10 protein-coding genes are annotated in these 18,543 nt (G+C 27.3%); 9 read left to right on the top strand and 1 reads right to left on the bottom strand.

The window, feature by feature from the left end; translation table 11 throughout:
• Positions 1-164: 164 nt before the first annotated feature.
• Positions 165-2,555, bottom strand: a complete 2,391-nt coding sequence (locus BN8917_RS11105; RefSeq protein ID WP_066874402.1) for an ABC transporter ATP-binding protein/permease — start codon at positions 2,553-2,555, stop codon at positions 165-167.
• A gap of 153 nt (positions 2,556-2,708) precedes the next feature.
• On the opposite strand from BN8917_RS11105, the gene BN8917_RS11100 reads away from it, so the two are divergent.
• From BN8917_RS11100 to BN8917_RS11060, 9 genes are all read left to right on the top strand, one after another.
• On the top strand, positions 2,709-3,383 hold the full coding sequence (locus tag BN8917_RS11100; RefSeq protein WP_066874400.1) for a response regulator transcription factor: 675 nt from the start codon (positions 2,709-2,711) through the stop codon (positions 3,381-3,383).
• Positions 3,380-4,690 (top strand): sensor histidine kinase, encoded by a 1,311-nt coding sequence (locus BN8917_RS11095; protein ID WP_084748619.1) that lies wholly within the window; start codon positions 3,380-3,382, stop codon positions 4,688-4,690. The genes BN8917_RS11100 and BN8917_RS11095 overlap by 4 nt, the downstream gene beginning before the upstream one ends.
• Positions 4,691-4,774: 84 nt before the next feature.
• Complete coding sequence (locus BN8917_RS11090; protein ID WP_066874398.1) at positions 4,775-4,978, top strand: heavy-metal-associated domain-containing protein; 204 nt, start codon at positions 4,775-4,777, stop codon at positions 4,976-4,978.
• A 188-nt stretch (positions 4,979-5,166) separates the two neighbouring features.
• A complete protein-coding gene (locus tag BN8917_RS11085) occupies positions 5,167-6,213 on the top strand; it encodes a putative 2-aminoethylphosphonate ABC transporter substrate-binding protein (protein ID WP_066874396.1) in 1,047 nt (348 codons plus the stop codon).
• A gap of 15 nt (positions 6,214-6,228) precedes the next feature.
• Positions 6,229-7,224, top strand: coding sequence for an ABC transporter ATP-binding protein (locus tag BN8917_RS11080; protein ID WP_066874394.1), 996 nt, complete (start codon positions 6,229-6,231; stop codon positions 7,222-7,224).
• A gap of 3 nt (positions 7,225-7,227) precedes the next feature.
• Positions 7,228-8,937 (top strand): putative 2-aminoethylphosphonate ABC transporter permease subunit, encoded by a 1,710-nt coding sequence (locus BN8917_RS11075; protein WP_084748617.1) that lies wholly within the window; start codon positions 7,228-7,230, stop codon positions 8,935-8,937.
• Between the two features lie 27 nt (positions 8,938-8,964).
• Positions 8,965-9,759: a phosphonoacetaldehyde hydrolase gene (phnX, locus tag BN8917_RS14515; RefSeq protein WP_066874392.1), complete on the top strand. Its 795-nt coding sequence runs from the start codon at positions 8,965-8,967 to the stop codon at positions 9,757-9,759.
• A gap of 12 nt (positions 9,760-9,771) precedes the next feature.
• Positions 9,772-10,899 carry a 2-aminoethylphosphonate--pyruvate transaminase gene (gene phnW / locus BN8917_RS14510; RefSeq protein ID WP_200754469.1) on the top strand — a complete coding sequence of 376 codons (1,128 nt, stop codon included), beginning with the start codon at positions 9,772-9,774 and terminating at the stop codon, positions 10,897-10,899.
• A gap of 272 nt (positions 10,900-11,171) precedes the next feature.
• Positions 11,172-18,515: a M60 family metallopeptidase gene (locus BN8917_RS11060; RefSeq protein WP_066874390.1), complete on the top strand. Its 7,344-nt coding sequence runs from the start codon at positions 11,172-11,174 to the stop codon at positions 18,513-18,515.
• Positions 18,516-18,543 lie beyond the last annotated feature (28 nt).

The raw sequence follows: 18,543 nt of genomic DNA, 5'->3' as shown, positions 1-18,543 counted from the left end.
TATATTAAATTTCGTACCTATATTAATATTTATATTAGTGATCAGTAATATAATTTTACTTATAGAAAAAAATAAATAGGAAAAGGCTATCTCATAATAATGATTTGTGAGATAGCCTAATTTTATATAAAAATTATAGGGAAACTAAATTAACTTTAAATATATTACTCTGTACGTAATGATTCTACTGGATTTTTCTTTGCAGCCATTTTTGCTGGAAGTGCTCCACCAAGTAAAGTTAGAGAGACACTTATTATTAGAAGCATTATAGCATGCAGTGGATTAAGTTTTGCTACACCTTCAAGGTCTGTTAGATTTTTAAGAACATTATTTATTGGGAAAGTTAATAAATAAGATATTGTTATTCCAAGTAAACCAGAGCAAGAACCTATAATAAATGTTTCAGCTGTAAATACACGAGTAACATCTTTCTTTCTTGCACCTAAAGCTCTTAACACACCAATTTCTTTTGTTCTTTCTAGAACAGAAATATATGTTATTATTCCAATCATTATAAGTGATACAACTAATGATATTGCAGCAAAGGCAATTAAAACAAGAGTAATTGAATCCATTATTCCACCAGATAAATCTGTGAATGTAGCAGCAAGGTCTGTATATAATATTGAATCATCAATCTCTTTATCATCATTCCACTTATTTAAGTACTCTAATATATTATCCTTAGTACTAAAATCTTTAGGATAAAGAGTAATTGCAAATGGAGTAGAACTAGCTCCAAGTGTAGATAAAATCTGATCTTTAGTAGCATCAGAAGCACCAAAGCCTGTACCATTCATTGCTGACATTGCAGCCATAGGATTAGTTGGCATAGTATTTACAGGAGTTGCATCTGTAAATGCTTTTCCAGTTAATACATTATAATCAGCATCTTCTTGAGTTTTAACTATTTCAGATTTTTTTGCATCATCAATAAAATATTGTGATAATTTATCTGAATATGAAAGTCCAGCAGGTAAAATTTCAAGTTTTGTATCTTCAGTAGAACGTATTATACCAGCAATTTTAAGGGTAATAGCAGTATCGCTATTATAAATATCCATAAGATTATCAGGATTTCCATTTACCATAAAGATATTTCCATTCTTCTTATAATAGTCATTATTTAAAATTAACTTAAATTCTTTATTTATAATATCATCAAATTTTATATTTTTTACATCTGCATCAAATCCTAAAGCTTTTAACATAGAAGTATCAAGTCTATTATAACTATCTACAATAAGTACAAGATCTGTTTTACTCTTAGGGTATGAACCAGCTAATAAATCGTAATTACTTTTAAGATATCCACTATCATCTGAACCTAAGCCACTTGGATATGCTGAAAAATTAATTAAAGAAGTATCTATTGGAGTAGCAACTTTACCATCAGATTTTAGAAGATTCATATTAACAAGTCTTGTATATGATGTTCCAGAAAGTAGATCAGGATTAATATCTTCAATATAATCTATATATTCATCAGTAAACTTATTTGTATGTTCCATACTATTTTCACTAGAATCATAAGGATAAATATGTTTTACTTTTGGATATTGCTTATCATTTTTGGTTATTCCCATTAATTCTTTATGCTGTTCTCTCATTGCTTCCATATCAATTTCAGCAGCTTTTTGATTAATCATTATTGGGAATCCTGATAATGTATCATTTTCAAATTCATCAATTTGTTTATCAAAACCATTTGATAGTGATAAAACAAGGGCAATACCAATTATACCTATACTTGAAGCAAAAGCTGTAAGTGCTGTTCTCCATTTCTTTGTAGCTATATTTTTACCAGATAGTTTTAAAGCTGTAAAAAAGCTCATACTTGTCTTTTTAAGTTTATAAGTAGAATCAGTTTTTTCAGTAGAGAATGGATTACTATCAGATTTTATTTCACCATCTCTAAATTCTACAATCCTATCAGCATACTCATTAGCAAGTTCTGGGTTATGAGTTACCATAACAACAAGTTTGTCCTTTGATATTTCTTTAATAAGCTCCATTATTTGTACACTTGTATGAGTATCTAAAGCACCAGTAGGCTCATCAGCCAAAATTATATCAGGATCATTAGCTAAAGCACGAGCTATAGCAACTCTTTGCATTTGACCACCAGATAATTGATTTGGTTTTTTATGAATATGATTTTTTAATCCAACTTTTTCTAAAGCCTCAATTGCTTTTTTATGTTTTTCTTTAGCTGAAACTCCACTAAGAGTCATTCCCATTTCAACATTATCTATTATGCTTAAATGAGAAATTAAATTATAACTTTGAAAAATGAATCCAACACTATTATTTCTATAAGCATCCCAATCAGAATCTTTAAAGTTTTTTGTTGATTTACCATTAATGATTAAATCACCTTTATCATATTGATCAAGACCACCTATAACATTTAAACATGTTGTTTTTCCAGAACCGCTTGGTCCAAGGATTGCAACAAATTCTGATTTCCTAAATTTCAGGCTTACTTTATTAAGTGCAATTTGAGTAAATTCGCCTGTTGTATAACTTTTAAATATTTCTTTTAACTCTAACATCATTATGCTCCTTTACTATTAACTTTTATCAGTGTAGGATTATAATATGAACCTAATATGAATTAATATACAAAAATACAATTTTATAGATAATATTAATATTTACGTAATATAATGATGTTATTATTTGAAACAGACATAGGGGGGAGAGTATTGTTTAATATACTTGTTGTAGAAGATGATAAAAATTTAAGAAAACTTATGTCTGCAACTTTAAAGCAAAATGGATATAAGGCATTAGTTGCAGAAGATGGTGAGAAGGCACTTGAAATTATGGATAAGGAGCAAATTGATTTAGTAATATCTGATATAATGATGCCAAATTTAGATGGTTATGATTTAACAAAATCTCTTAGGGATTCAGGTTATACTATGCCTATACTTATAGTTACAGCAAAAGAAATGTTTGAAGATAAGAAAAAGGGTTTTAATGTTGGTGCTGATGACTATATGGTAAAACCTATTGATATAAATGAAATGATTTTAAGAGTTGGAGCACTTTTAAGAAGAGCTAAGATTTCTAATGAACATAGATTAGAGATAGGGGATATTATTTTAGATTATGATTCTATATCTGTAAGTAGAGAAGGAGAAAATGTAACACTTCCTAAAAAGGAATTTTATTTATTATTTAAATTATTATCATATCCTAATGTTATATTTACTAGAAGACAATTATTAGATGAAATATGGGGAATGGATAATGAAGTAGATGAACGTACTGTTGATGTACATATTAAAAGACTTAGAGAAAGATATGAGAATTGTAGTGAATTTGAGATTATTACAGTGCGTGGACTTGGATATAAGGCAGCTAAAAAAGTATGATGAAAAATTTAAGAATTAAATTTATAGTAGCTTTTTTATGTATTATGCTTATTTCTGGATTTTGTTCGCTTATAATATCTACAATAATTTTTAGTCCTAGTATAGAAAAGGAGTCAAGAAATTCTCAAAAGAAGATAGTGGATACTATTATTGAACTTAAAGATAAAACAGAGTTTACTTTAAATAAAATTATAGATTTAAGTAATAAAGATGGATATGATGTTGAAATTGTAAGCAATCTATTTGAAGATATAAATATTGACTATAATATTCCTAATAAGGAATTTATACAAATTAAAAAAAGTAGTATTCCTATTGTAGATACTATACTTAAGATAGATGATAATTATGTGAAGATATCAAATTCATTTAATGATAGAGCTAAACATTATCGTGCTATTTTGGGAGGAGGCATAGCCTTAATTATATCTATTATAATAGCTACAATAATATCTGGTATAATTTCAAAAAAAGTATTAAAGCCAATAAGGGAGTTAAATAAGGCTACCTATGAAGTTGCAAAAGGAAATTTTAATATTAAAGTAGATATTCCAAGAGATCATGAGTTTGGACTTCTTACAAGAAACTTTAATAAGATGGTTAAAGAGCTTAATGGAATAGAGACTTTAAGAAGTGATTTTGTTAGTAATGTTTCTCATGAGATAAAAACACCACTTGCATCTATACAAGGCTTTGCAAAATTAGTTCAAGATAGTAGTTTTAGTGATGATGAGAGAAGTGAATTTGCTGAAATTATTATTAATGAATCAGCAAGGCTTTCAAAATTAAGTTCTAATATATTAAAACTTTCAAAGCTTGAAAATCAGGATATAATTACTGAAAAAACTCAATTCTCTTTAGATGAGCAAATAAGATGTGCAATTTTAATTATGGAAGCAGAGTGGAATGAGAAAAATATTGAATTAGATATAGAGCTTGAAAAGGTAAATATCATAGAAAATGAAGATTTATTACAGCAGGTATGGTTAAACCTAATAGGAAATGCTATAAAGTTTACAAGTGATGGTGGAAAAATTAAAATTAAGCTTATGAATTTTGAAGATGAAATTCTTATTAAAATTTCAGATAATGGAATTGGAATGAGTGAAGAAACTAAAAAACATATCTTTGAAAAATTTTATCAAGGTGATAAAGCTCATTTAAGTAATGGAAATGGACTTGGACTTGCACTTGTAAAAAGAATAATTGAACTTTGTAATGGAAGAATTAAAGTTGATAGTAAATTAGGTGAAGGAACAACTTTTACTATTAGACTTAATAAAAGTGTTAATCTTATAGAAATTTAAATTTAAAAATAAAAATTGGAATCTATAGATTCTAATTTTTTTGGACATACTATATCTGTATCAATTTTGAAAGGAGATATAGTTATGGAGAGAATACATTATAATGTAGATGGAATAGCTAATGAAACTATGAAAACTCAACTAAAAAATTCTTTAGAAAAAGTTGATGGAGTAAATAAGGTTTGTGTAGATATGGGAAGAGGAACTGTTGAGGTTATTTATAATAAGCCAGCAACAGAAAGTTGTATAAGAGACTGTATAGAGAATACAGGTCATAAAATTGGATAAGTATTATAAAGTTTATGAAAGATATGCTAACACCTATAGTGTTAGTATATCTTTTTTTATTGTTAAGGTTTTTTAATATAAGTCTTATTAAATAGAAGTTTAATTAACATTACCTTAATTTGGAATTAATATAGCTAAACTACAATAATATTGTGCTAGTTAAGTTAGAAATTTTAAGGGAGGGTGTTATGAGTAAGATTTTTAAGGCTTTGATAATTATTGTTATATCAGCAGTTATTTTAAATGGATGTATTTCTACAAAGCCAAAATATGTTCAAGGAAATGATAAGAGTTTGACTATATATACTGCATTAGAAGAAGAACAAGTTAATGAGTATATAAAAGACTTTAGAGAAATGTACCCAGATATTAAAGTTAATATAATTATGGATTCACATGGTGTTATTAGTGCAAAGTTAATTTCAGAAAAGGATAATCCACAAGCTGATGTAGTTTGGGGACTTTCATCAATAAATATGATAGATCTTAATAGTAGAAACTTATTAAAGCCTTACATAGCTAAAAGTTTTAATGAAGTTAATAAGAAGTTTGTTGATAAGGGAGATAGTCCAAATTGGACAGGTTTAACTGTAACAGAAACAGCTTTTGTAGTTAATTATAAAGAGCTTGAAAAATTAAATATAGAAATTCCAAAAAGTTTTGATGATTTAATAAAGCCACAGTATAAGGGACTTATAACAATGCCGAATCCAGCTTCATCAGGAACAGGTTATTTTACAGTTTCAGCTATATTACAGCTTATGGGTGAAGAAAAGGGCTGGGAGTATTTAAAAAAATTAGATGAAAATATGGGAATATATACTCATTCAGGTTCAAAACCTGCAAAACTTGCTGCATCAGGAGAATATCCAATAGGAATTTCCTTTGGTTACAGAGCTATAAAGCAAATAAATAATGGTGATCCTGTTAAAGCTATTTTTCCAAGTGAAGGCTCAGGTTGGGATTTAGAAAGTATAGCATTAGTAAATAAAAATAATATAAAGGAAGAAAGTAAACTTTTTATGGAATGGGCTTTAAGTAAAGATACAATGAAACTTTACTCAAAAAATGCAGCAATAATATCTATTGATATTAATGCTGAGGTACCTAAAGGATATTCAAAAGAACCTTTAAAACAATTAATAGATAATGATTTAGAATGGGCATCTAAAAATAGATCAGATATTCTTAAAAGATGGGAAAAAGATTATGCTTCAAAAACAGAGAGTAAATAAAAGGGGGATTTAATTATGAGTTATTTATCTATAAAAAATCTTAATAAAAGTTTTGGCGATAGGCAAATTTTAAAGAATATAAATTTAGATATAAATAAAGGTGAATTTTTATGTTTACTTGGGCCTAGTGGATGTGGAAAAACTACACTTTTAAGAATAATAGCAGGGCTTGAGGATTTAGATGAAGGTGCAGTTTTCCTATCAGGAGATAATATAACAAGTTTATCACCCGATAAGAGGAATTTTGGTATAGTTTTTCAATCATACGCTTTATTCCCTAATATGACTGCTTATAAAAATATTACTTTTGCTTTAAAGAAAAAGAAATCAAGTAAAAAAGAAATAGAGAATAAAGCTTTTGAAGTTTTAGATATAGTTGGCTTAAGAAATGAGGCACATAAATATCCAAGAGAACTATCAGGAGGACAGCAGCAAAGAATAGCTATAGCAAGAGCCATAGCTTTAGAGCCAAAGTTTTTACTTTTAGATGAACCCATGTCAGCATTAGATGCAAAAGTAAGATCGAAACTTAGAGATGATATTAAAAAGCTTCAAAAGAGATTAAATATAACAACTATTATGGTAACACATGATCAAGAAGAGGCAATAACTATGGCTGATAGAATAGCTGTATTAAATGAGGGACAAATAATGCAAATAGGAAGTCCACAAGAAATTTATCAAAAACCAGCTAATTTATTTACTGCTCAATTTATAGGGGAGACTAACTGTATTAATATTGATAAAGATGTTTATACAATAAGACCTGAGTATGTTGAGCTTTCAAGAAATTTGAAATCTGGGGAAAAAGGAATTGTCAGCTCAATTGAATTTAGAGGAAGTACAATAAGAGCTTATATAAAACCTGAAAATATTTTATATGGCGAAAGTATAAGTAGTGATATTTCAATGAAAGAGTGGCTAAGTCTTGGATTAAATGAAGGTGAAGAAATAAGCTTTGATTTTAATAATAATTTTTATATTAAATGTGAAATTTCAAAGGGAGCTTAAATTATGATTAATTCAAGGATAATTACAGAAAAACAAACTTTGAATATTGATTTTAAAAAAATATCATTAATAATTATATGTTTAGTCTTATCTATATTTTTGATTATTCCGTTAGCGTATCTATGTGTTCAAGCTTTTATGGATAGTAAGGGTAATTTTATAGGCCTTGCTAATTTTTATGAATATTTGAATTCACCAGCCTTAGTAAAATCAATAGGAAATACTATTTTTGTTGCAATAAGCTCAACAGTAATAGCAACAATATTAGCGTTAGCATATAGTTATGGACTTAGAAGAGCTAATATCAAGCTAAAATGGCTATTCAGAGCTATTGCAATGTTGCCACTTTTTGCACCAACTATGATGCATGGTATAGGGCTTGTTTATTTATTTGGAAATAAAGGAATAGTAACTCAGTATTTAAGAATTGATATAGGTCTTTATGGAGCAATAGGAATAATACTTGCACAGATTATTTATGTATTTCCTCAGATATTTTTAATTTTAGATGTAGCACTTAGCTCAACAGATTATAGATTATATGAAGCTAGTAAAACTATGGGAGTAAGTAAAATAAGAGAGTTTTTTTATATAACTATTCCAAGTATTAAATATGCACTTATAAGCGCATTCTTTGTAGCATTTACTTTATGTTTTACAGACTTTGGAGCACCAAAAGTTGTCGGTGGAAATTTTAATGTGTTAGCAATAGATGTTTATAAACAAATAGTGGGACAACAAAATATGCCTATGGGTGCAACAGTAGGAATAGTATTACTTATTCCAGCTATAGTATCATTTATAATTACACAAAGAGTTCAGAAAAAACAAACTTCATATATAAATGCGAAATCCCTTCCTTATATTATAAAGGAAAATAAAAAAAGAGATTTTATATTAGCTACAATAATTACTTTAATAGCTACAGGAATTTTATTAGTAATATTATCAGTATTTATAGCATCATTAGTTAAACTTTGGCCTTATGATTTAAAGTTAACATTTGAACATTATTCAATGAAAAATAGCTTAGATGGATTAAAACCATTTTTTACTTCAATATTAGTTTCATTTTTAACAGCTGGAATAGGTACAGTATTTGTTTTTTTAGAAGCTTATTTAACAGAGAATATAAAAGGATCTAAGTTTTTAAAAGGATTTTCACATTTCTTAAGTATCTTACCTATGGCATTACCAGGATTAGTGCTTGGAATATCTTATGTACTATTCTTTAATACAGCAGAGTTTAATTTAAATAATAAAATTTATGTATTAAATTATTTTAATGTCCTATATGGGACAATATTTTTAATGGTGTTTTGCAATATAGTTCATTTTTATTCAGTAACATTTATAACTGCAACAACAGCTATTAAGAAGATAGATAAGGAACTTAATATGGTGGCAGAGTCTCTTGGAGTAAAAGGTTTTTCTGCGATAAAGAATATAACCTTACCACTTTCTATATCAGCAGTTTTAGAAAATTTTATGTATCTATTTGTAAATTCAATGGTTACAGTATCGGCACTTATATTTATTTATACAGCAGATTTAAAACTTGCAGCAATATCAATAGTTCAGTTAGATGATAAAGGTAATATAGCAGAGGCAGCAGCCCTTGCAGTTTTAATAGTAGCAACCAATATAATAGTTAAGCTTATTTATGAAATAGTTAAAAAGAGTTTAATAAAAAGAGGTAAGCTTAGCTTTTAAATAAATTATTTAATGGAGGAGAGTTTTATGAATATTAAAGGGGTTATATTTGATTGGGCAGGTACAACAATAGATTATGGATGTTTTTCACCAGTTGGAGCATTTATAGAAGCTTTTAAAAGTAAAGGTATAGAAATAACTATTGATGAGGCTAGAGAGCCAATGGGGATGTTAAAAATAGATCATATTAGAGCAATTTTAAATATGCCTAGAGTTAAAAAGCTTTTTAAGGAGAAATATAATAGAGAAGCAACACAGGAAGATGTAAATCAGTTATATGATAGATTTGAGAAAGTTTTATTCTCAAGTTTAAGTGACTATGTAAAATTAAATCCATATGTTTTAGAAGTAGTAGATGAATTAAGAGCTAGAGAAATAAAAATAGGAACAACAACAGGATATACTAAAGAAATGATGGATATTATTTTACCTATAGCTAATAAAGAAGGCTATAAGCCTGATTTTACAATAGCTTCAGATGAGGTTGAGAAAGCTAGACCATACCCATATATGATAAATGAAAATGCTAAAGTTTTAGGAATTGATAATATGAAAGCTTTAGTGAAGGTTGGAGATACAGTAGTTGATATAAAGGAAGGAAAAAATGCAGGAGTATTTACAGTAGGTGTTATTTTAGGTAGCTCAGAGCTTGGACTTACTTATGATGAAGTAAATAATATGAATAAGCAAGAGTTAAAAATAAAAATGAATTTAGTGAGAGAAAAATTATTAAATGCTGGAGCAGACTATGTTATTGATGATATGAGTGAACTTATAGAGGTAATAGAAAAAATAAATTTAAGTTTATATGTAATGAATTAGGGGGAGAAGATTATGAGAAATTTAGTGCCAGATAATGAATATGTATTATTAACACCAGGTCCATTATCAACAAGCAAAAGGGTCAGAGCTGCTTTATTAAAGGATTGGTGTACTTGGGATAATGAGTATAACTCAATGGTTCAAGAAATAAGAAAAAATCTAATATCTCTTGCAAATTGTTCAGAAGAGAATTATACATCAATATTGATGCAAGGAAGTGGAAGCTTTTCAGTTGAATCAGTTATAGGGAGTACGATAGGAAAAGATGATAAATTACTTGTTTTAATTAATGGTGCTTATGGAAAAAGAATAAAAGAGATGGCAGATGTTTTAAATATAAAAAATACTTCTATAATTTGTAGAGAAGGAGAACCTTTAAATTGTAATTTACTTGAGTATGAGCTTTCTTATGATAAAGATATAACTCATGTAGCCTTAGTTCATTGTGAAACAACAACAGGAATATTAAATCCAGTTGAGAATTTAAGTAGAATAGTAAAGAAATATGATAAAACTTTAATAGTAGATGCAATGAGTTCTTTTGGGGGAATTAATATAGAAATAGAAAAGTTAGGAATAGATTATTTGATATCATCAGCAAATAAATGTGTTCAAGGAGTTCCAGGTTTCGGATTTGTTATAGCCAAGAAAGAATCTTTAGAAAAAATAAAAGGACAAGCTAGATCATTAAGTTTAGATTTATACTCTCAATGGGAAACAATGGAGAAAGATAATGGAAAGTGGAGATTTACTTCACCAACTCATACAGTTCATGCTTTTTATGAAGCTATGGAGGAATTAAAAGAAGAGGGCGGAATAGAAAAAAGGTATCAAAGATATAATTCTATGCAAAAATATTTAGTTAGTGAAATGAAGAAACTAGGATTTAATCCATATGTAGATAGTAAATATCATTCACCAATAATAACAACATTTTGCTATCCTCAAAATTTAAAGTTTGATTTTAAAGAGTTTTATAGTTTTTTAAAAACAAAGGGATTCGTAATTTATCCAGGCAAACTATCTGATGCAGATACATTTAGAATAGGTAACATAGGAGATATTACAATAAGAGATATGGAAAAATTAATTTGTAGTATAGATAAATATTGTAAGCTAAATACTAAAACTTATATTTAATAAGAATAAATAAAATTTAAATTTAGATTAATTGAAAAAATAAGATAAAGTTAAAGTAGATATCTTATAATAAAGTTATTTTCCCTATATATAATATAAAAAAACTATCTTAAAGAGAAATTTTATTTTACTTTAAGATAGTTTCTTTTATATTAAGATTTACTATTGATGGATAATTATTTGTAATAAAAAATAAACCTTTTATACTTTCTATTATTTATAATGTTTGGTATAAATTTAATGTTACAAATAATGATTGGAGAAGAAGAGTTATGAATAATAAAAAGATATTATCAATAATTACTTTAGCAGGAGTTATAGGTATGAATACACAGTCTATAGCTGAAAATACTACACAAAGCAACAATATAACTTTATTAGCTAATAGAAGTATTAGTAGTAATATTCAAGAAGAAGTAGATTCTAATGTACATAATATTCAAGATAATGTTATAACTATAAACAATGTTTGGAGACAAAATATTGGATCTTTAAAGTTTAATCCTTTAACAAATAAAATAGAATTTATTAAGGGATGGGCAGAGAGTAATCCATATTTATCAGTATCTAGTGAAGCATTTTCTATAAGTTTATATAAAAGTAATGGAGAATTAATAAAATCAGTTCAAGTAAATGGTGGTGGAGAACACCCAGAAGATAAACTTTATAATGCATTTAATAATTTAGATTATTCTTATGGGGATATTTTAACTATAGATTATAAAACATCAAGTAGGTTGAGTATATCTAACTTTAATAATGAAAAGAATTATCAAGTAAATAAACCTATATCAATGGAGATAACAAAAAGTGGTTTAAAAGAACTTTTTAATAAATTAATTGTAAATCCTATTTATTTTGATTTAGGAAGTAATAAGATAAATGTATCAGGAAAAGCTACACCTAATTCAGCAGTGAATATATGGGTTAATAATAAAGATTATATAACTACAGCTAATTCTAAAGGTCAATATAATTTAGAGATAACTGTTACTGGAAAAATCACTCCAGATACAGTAGTTAAAGTTTTTAATGAAGGAAATGATAGTGTACAAAAAAATGTAGAGCTAAATCCAAGTAATTATAAATTAAATTATACTAGTATCTCTTTAAATGGATATTGGGGAGGAAATCCATATTTAGTATCAAAAATTAGTTTTAATCAATATACAAAGAAATTAGATGTTGAAAATAGAGGAAATGTTTATTTCTCATGGAGTTCTGGCTCTCCTGCATATACAATAACTTTACTTAATAAAAGTGGTAAGATAATAAAATCAGAGAAATATAATGGTTCAGGAAGTAGTCAAAATGTATATAATGATTTTAATGGATTAAGCTTTGAGTATGGTGATTCTATACAAATTACATCATATGGGCTTGATATGTCTATAAACAATCCGAATGGAAAGATAGATAATATTCCTGGAAGTGGTACTAAAACAGTAAGTTATGAAATAACACAAAATGGTCTAAAAGAACTTTCTAATAATTTAACTGTAAATCCTATTTATTTTGATTTAGGAAATAATAAGATAAATGTATCAGGAAAAGCTACACCTAATTCAGCAGTGAATATCTGGGTTGATAATAAAGATTATGTAACTACATCTAATTCTAATGGAGAATATAATTTAGATATAAATACTAGTAAAAATATAACTACAGATACAGTAGTTACAGTCTTTAATGAAGGAAATGAGGAAGTACAAAAAAATGTAGAGCTAAACCCAAATAAATATAAATTAAATTATAATAATATATCTTTATATGGAAATTGGGGAGGAATATATTTAGTATCAAAAATTAATTTTGATCAAGAAAATAAGAAAATAGAAATAATTAATGATGGAACAAAATATTTTTGTGGAGATACTTCTTCTATAGTTTATACAGTAACCTTATATAATAAAAATGGTGATGTAATTAAGTCTGAAACTTATAAGGGTGGAGATACTAATAATAATTTATATAAAGATTTTAATGGATTAAGCTTTAATTATGGTGATTATATAAAGATAAAATCAAATGGATTAAATATGTCTGTGGCTAATTTTGATGGACAAGCAGAATATAAGTTAAATGGTAGTGATAATCCAACTATACTTTATGAGATAACAAATAGTGGATTGAAAGATTTTAATATTCCTAAAGTAAATATTATAGGTAAGACTATTAGTTTAAGTAGTTATCCTAATAGCGAAGTTAATATAATTATTGATGGAAAGAAATATACTTATAAAACTGATAATAAAGGTAATCTTAATGTAGAGGTCGCAGTTAATATTAATTATAATACTCCTGTTAATATATCAGTAATAAATGAACAAGGAATTACGACAATTCCAACTAATTATTATTTAAATGGTAGTAATATAGCCAAAGAATTTACTTTTAATATGCATAGAGAAGCAAGTATAAACCCAAATGATCCTGTTGCTAAAAAAGGAGATTGTATGCCATTAACTTCTTTTGAACCACTTGGAGTACAAATGCTTTCAAAGGGGAAAATAAAGATAGATATAAAAGGAAATGTAACTGGATATGCAACACTTCGAGTGAATGATGGATTAAGAGAAAATATTAATCAGAAAATACCAGTAAATACCCCTACAATTATAGATTTACCAAAAGGGGGAGGATTAATATTAAATACATCTAATATAATGTTAAAGGGTGGTAGTATTGATACACCATTTAATTTTAAAGTAGATTTAGATACTATGAATACTCCTTATAGAGAAATACCTGTATTTGATAATAGAACTGATGTGAAAATGTGCAGTTATGCCACTAATAATAGTCAAACTTTTTATAATGAAATAAATAGTGGAGATAATCAAAATTATGGGGCTGTTATAATTGGTAATCATATAAGAATGTACATGCCTAAAGCGAGCTTTTTAGGAAAAGATTTTAATGCACAACAAACAGTTAAAACTTATAATGACACATTTATATCTGACAATGAATTAAATGGGCTTACACCAGATGCGAAGGATCAATTAAATAGATTCCATACTAATTTCTTCTATGTAACAGCTCAATATCCACCTATAGGTAATTCAGGTGCTTGGCTTACCGATGGAAATGGGACATGGACTGTTCCTGGATTATTCCCAGGATGTTTAACTGAACCAGGATGGGTATTATTCCATGAAGTTGGACATATTTTTGATCCAGGTTGGGCAGATAGTTATATGGGATGTGAAGTATATTCTAATATGTATACTATGGATACACAGCTTAAATTACAAGGAAAAACTACATGGGCTTGGAATGGTATGGGTAGAGTAAATTATGAAAATCAAGCACTTCTTCCATTATATGAAGATTATTTTAGTGGAAAACACTCACCATATTCTTTTGTTGATGGATCAAGAAATGGTCTAGATTATTTCTATTTATTACAACATTATTATCCAGATTATATGCAAAAAGTAGCTACATTATATAGAGAAGAATTATATAATAAAACACTACCTTTTGATGGAAAAGAATTTTTACCTTATGCCATGGCAAAAATTTATCATGTAAATATTTTACCTTCCTTAGAAATTTGGGGAGAAAATTTAACAAATCAAAAATTAATTAAATATATAATAGACAATAGTAATAAGAGTATAGGTTTCTTAGTTTATGACAATGATTCATTTGATAAATATAAAGGAATATCATTAAAACCAACTATGTTATTACCAAAGCAAGAAGGTAATGATATAGTATTAACAGGGATAGCTAATCCAAATTCTGTGATTAGAGCTGAGTATAATGGAAAGACATATAAGGTTACTTGTGGAAGTGATTCTAAGTTTACTATTAAAATACCTATATCTTGTAAGGGTGAAATAAGAGTTACAGCACAAACACCAGGTAAAGCTATAAGCCCAGTTACTATTATTAATTCTAATTTAAGTGAATATTTAAATAAAAAGACTTTATCTATTGATGGATATGCTGGAGCAATAGCTACATTATCATTAAATACAGAGAATAATACCCTTAATTTTTATTCAACAGGTCAAACACCTACTGGATATTCAGCAGATAAGTGGTATAAATATTTAACTATATCAATTTTAAATTCAGATAGAGAAGTTTTAAAATCAGTTACAGTACAATCAAGAGAATCATTAAATGAATATCAGAAGTTATTTAATGGAATGAAATATAAGAATGGGGATATAATTCAAGTTACTGTTCCTAATAGTGTATATGGTGCGAGATTAATATTAAATAATTTAAATAATATAAATGAAAATGTAAATTCCTTTGAATATAATAATCAACATGTTTATAACATACTTATAAATGATGATAAATTAGTTGTATTTAATCCACCAACTATGAATAGTGTAGTAAATGAATCAGATGAAATAAGTGGGAAGGGAGTGCCTGGGTCAACAGTTGTTATAAATATAGATAATCAAAATTATTCTACAATTGTTAACTCAAAAGGAGAGTATACTGTTAAGTTACCAAGTAAATTAAAGTTTGGAGAAACAGTAACTGCTTATACTGAATTTGGAGATTATAAATCATTACCTTGTTCTGAAAAGGTACAAGGAATATCAGGAAATAAAATTATTTTAAATAATGTTTGGAACCAATCACTTGGTACTCTAGGATTTAATGCAAATATAAACACAATTGAGGTACAACAGGGTAATGCAATAGTTAATCCATATCTTAATGGTGAAGCATTTAGTATAGGATTATATAATAAAGATGGTAATTTAATTAAAAACCTAACTCTTGATGGAAGTGAATGGCCTGAAAGTGCTTTAAGTAATGCATTTAATAATTTACCTTATCAATATGGAGATAAGATATTTCTAGATTATAAAACAAGTTCTAAGATTAGTATTACTAATTTAATTAAGAATGGAAAATTAAATTCTTCTTATAAAGTAGATAAGCCTAGTGTATTTGAAATAGAGCCTCAAGGTTTAGTGTATTTAGGAGATAGTATTAAAGATATAACACCTATTAAAGGAAATGTTGATATAAGTACAGTTTATGCAAATGGTAAAGCAGTTGAAGGTACTAAGTATAATTATATAGAAACAGGTGATGTGAATACTACAATTAAAAATGAAAGTATTCCAAGTTTAGAAAATTATCATATTGATTATGTAACAGTTAATGGAGTTAAAACGCCTTTAGATAAATTACCTAAGGATTATTCAAAGGGAACAACTGATATTGTTTATCATATGGCAGAAAATGCTGAGTATAAGCTTAATATTGAGGTTAAGACTGAGAGTGAACAAGTTTTAAGTACTATTCCTACAGTAGCACATTTTGTAGGTGATAAGATTTCAGTAGCTGATAATAATTGGGATAAGAAAGAATATAAATTAGATTATATTCTTGTAGATGGAGTAAAAACACCAGCTAATAAATTACCACAAGTTATGCCGGATAAGAACCTTAACATAACTTATATCGTGTCACCTATAGCTAAATCAACAATAACAGTTGAAGCTGTGGTTGATGGAAAAGTTTTAGGTAAGCCTGTTGTAACAACAAATTATCAAGGTGAAGCTTATAAAGAAGTTACTCCAACTTGGAATAAGAATGATTATGAGCTTAAAGATATAACAGTTAATGGAGTTAAAACTTCAGAGGTAGATTTTCCAAAGGTATTCGGAGAGAAGGATACTACAATAGTTTATAATTTATCACCAAAAATGATGAATGTTGGTGAAAGAGTAGTAAATCAAAATGGTGATGTTTTATATCATAATGAATATAAGCTACCATTTAATACTTCAATAGTTAATATAGAAGATAAAATTCCTTCAAATTATAAACTAGAAAATATAACAGTATCTAATCCAAATAATAAAGACTTAATATTAATTGCTAATAAGAATACAAATACTTATACAAATAGTAATGATGTTAAAGTAGCATTTAATGGTGAAGTAGTAAGCTATAATGTAGTTCCTATAAATGGAGAAATAACTTATGAAACACAAATAGGAAACGAAGCACCTACTAATGTTGTAAAAGAAGTTGGACAAGTTGATACTAAATCAAAAGAATATAAATTAAATATTCCTGCAGGATATGAAGTTGAATCAATAACAGTAAACGGAAAGAAAGTAGATTCAGTAAATGATTTAGATTATAAGAACAAAAAACAAGTTGTTGTTTATCATTTAGCTAAGGTATCAAGTGATAAATCTAAAGAAAATAATAAAATAGTAGACAGAAATGATAGAACAACAATAAATCATAGTAGTATTAAACAAGGTGATAATAAATCAGCGGTTAAGGCTGAAGGAAATCATAAGATAGAAAATAAACCAGTGATTAATCATAACAATCAAAATAAGTCAAGCGTTGATAAGAATGATAGCAAGTCAGCTATTAAACCTGATGAAAATCATGAATCAGGAAATACTGAAAATAAACCAGTAGTAAATCATAATAATCAAAATAAACCTAATACTGATACACATGAAGGAAGTAAAGTGAGTCCTATTAAGAAAGAACATGGTGAAGTGGTAATTAAAGTTATTGATCAAAGTGGAAAAACTATTGAAGAAGCTACTCATACTGGAGTAGTAGGACTTAAATTTAATCCTATAGTGATTCCAAGCAAAGATAAGTTAGTTAATATAACTGTAAATGGAAAGACTGTTTCAGAAAATGATGTTAAGAATGAAATAGTAAGCAATCCTGATACAGATAATACAACTATTATAATTTATAATGTAAATGTACCTGAAAAGAAAAATAATAATCAAGGAAGTAGTGTAAGTCCTAGTGATAATAAAAATATAAATAAGACTACAAATAATAAAGAAGATTCTACAAATACACATAATAATGATGTAAAACCAATAGTAAATCATAAAGAAAATAATCCTTCAAATAGTAATAAGAAAAAGATTACTGAAGATGGAAAAGTTAAAGTAGAAGTAATTACTAGTGAAGGTAAAGTATTATTAGATAGTAACTACAATGAACCAGTAGGAAGTAAAATAAGTAATATAATAATACCTAAAGGTTATAAGTTACAATCAGTATCTGCTACTGTAAATGGTAATAAGGTACAAGAAGTTCCTACTAAAGTTGAAAAAGGTGAAACTACTATTATTTATAATGTAATATCCGATCAACCAGTAGTAAATCATAATGAAGGAAGTACTGATAAACATAGCGATGCAAAACCAGTAGTAAATCATAATGAAGGAAATACTGATAAACATAGCGATGCAAAACCAGCAGTAAATCATAATGAAGGAAATACTGATAAACATGGCGATGCAAAACCAGTAGTAAATCATAATGAAGGAAATACTGATAAACATGGCGATGTAAAACCAGTAGTAAATCACAATGAAGGAAATACTGAGAATCATAATGATGCTAAACCAGTAGTAAATCAAGATGGAAATGCTATTGATAATGGAAATATAAATTCAGGAGTAAGTCATAGTAATAGCAATTCAGAAACTGTTAATAAAGGAAGTAATGGAGAAACTGTTAATAAAACAGGATTACCAGACACTGGATTAAACAACACAGAAGATGGATTTGGTATATTAGCTGGAATAATGGCGGCTATAGCAGCTCTAAGAATTTTCAGAAGAAAAAAATAATTAATAGATTGTTTTAAATAAAAAAGAA

It is taken from the genome of Clostridium mediterraneense (assembly GCF_900091705.1).
GTDB classification, from domain to species: domain Bacteria; phylum Bacillota; class Clostridia; order Clostridiales; family Clostridiaceae; genus Sarcina; species Sarcina mediterraneense.
This window is presented reverse-complemented; position numbering and strand designations above follow the sequence as displayed.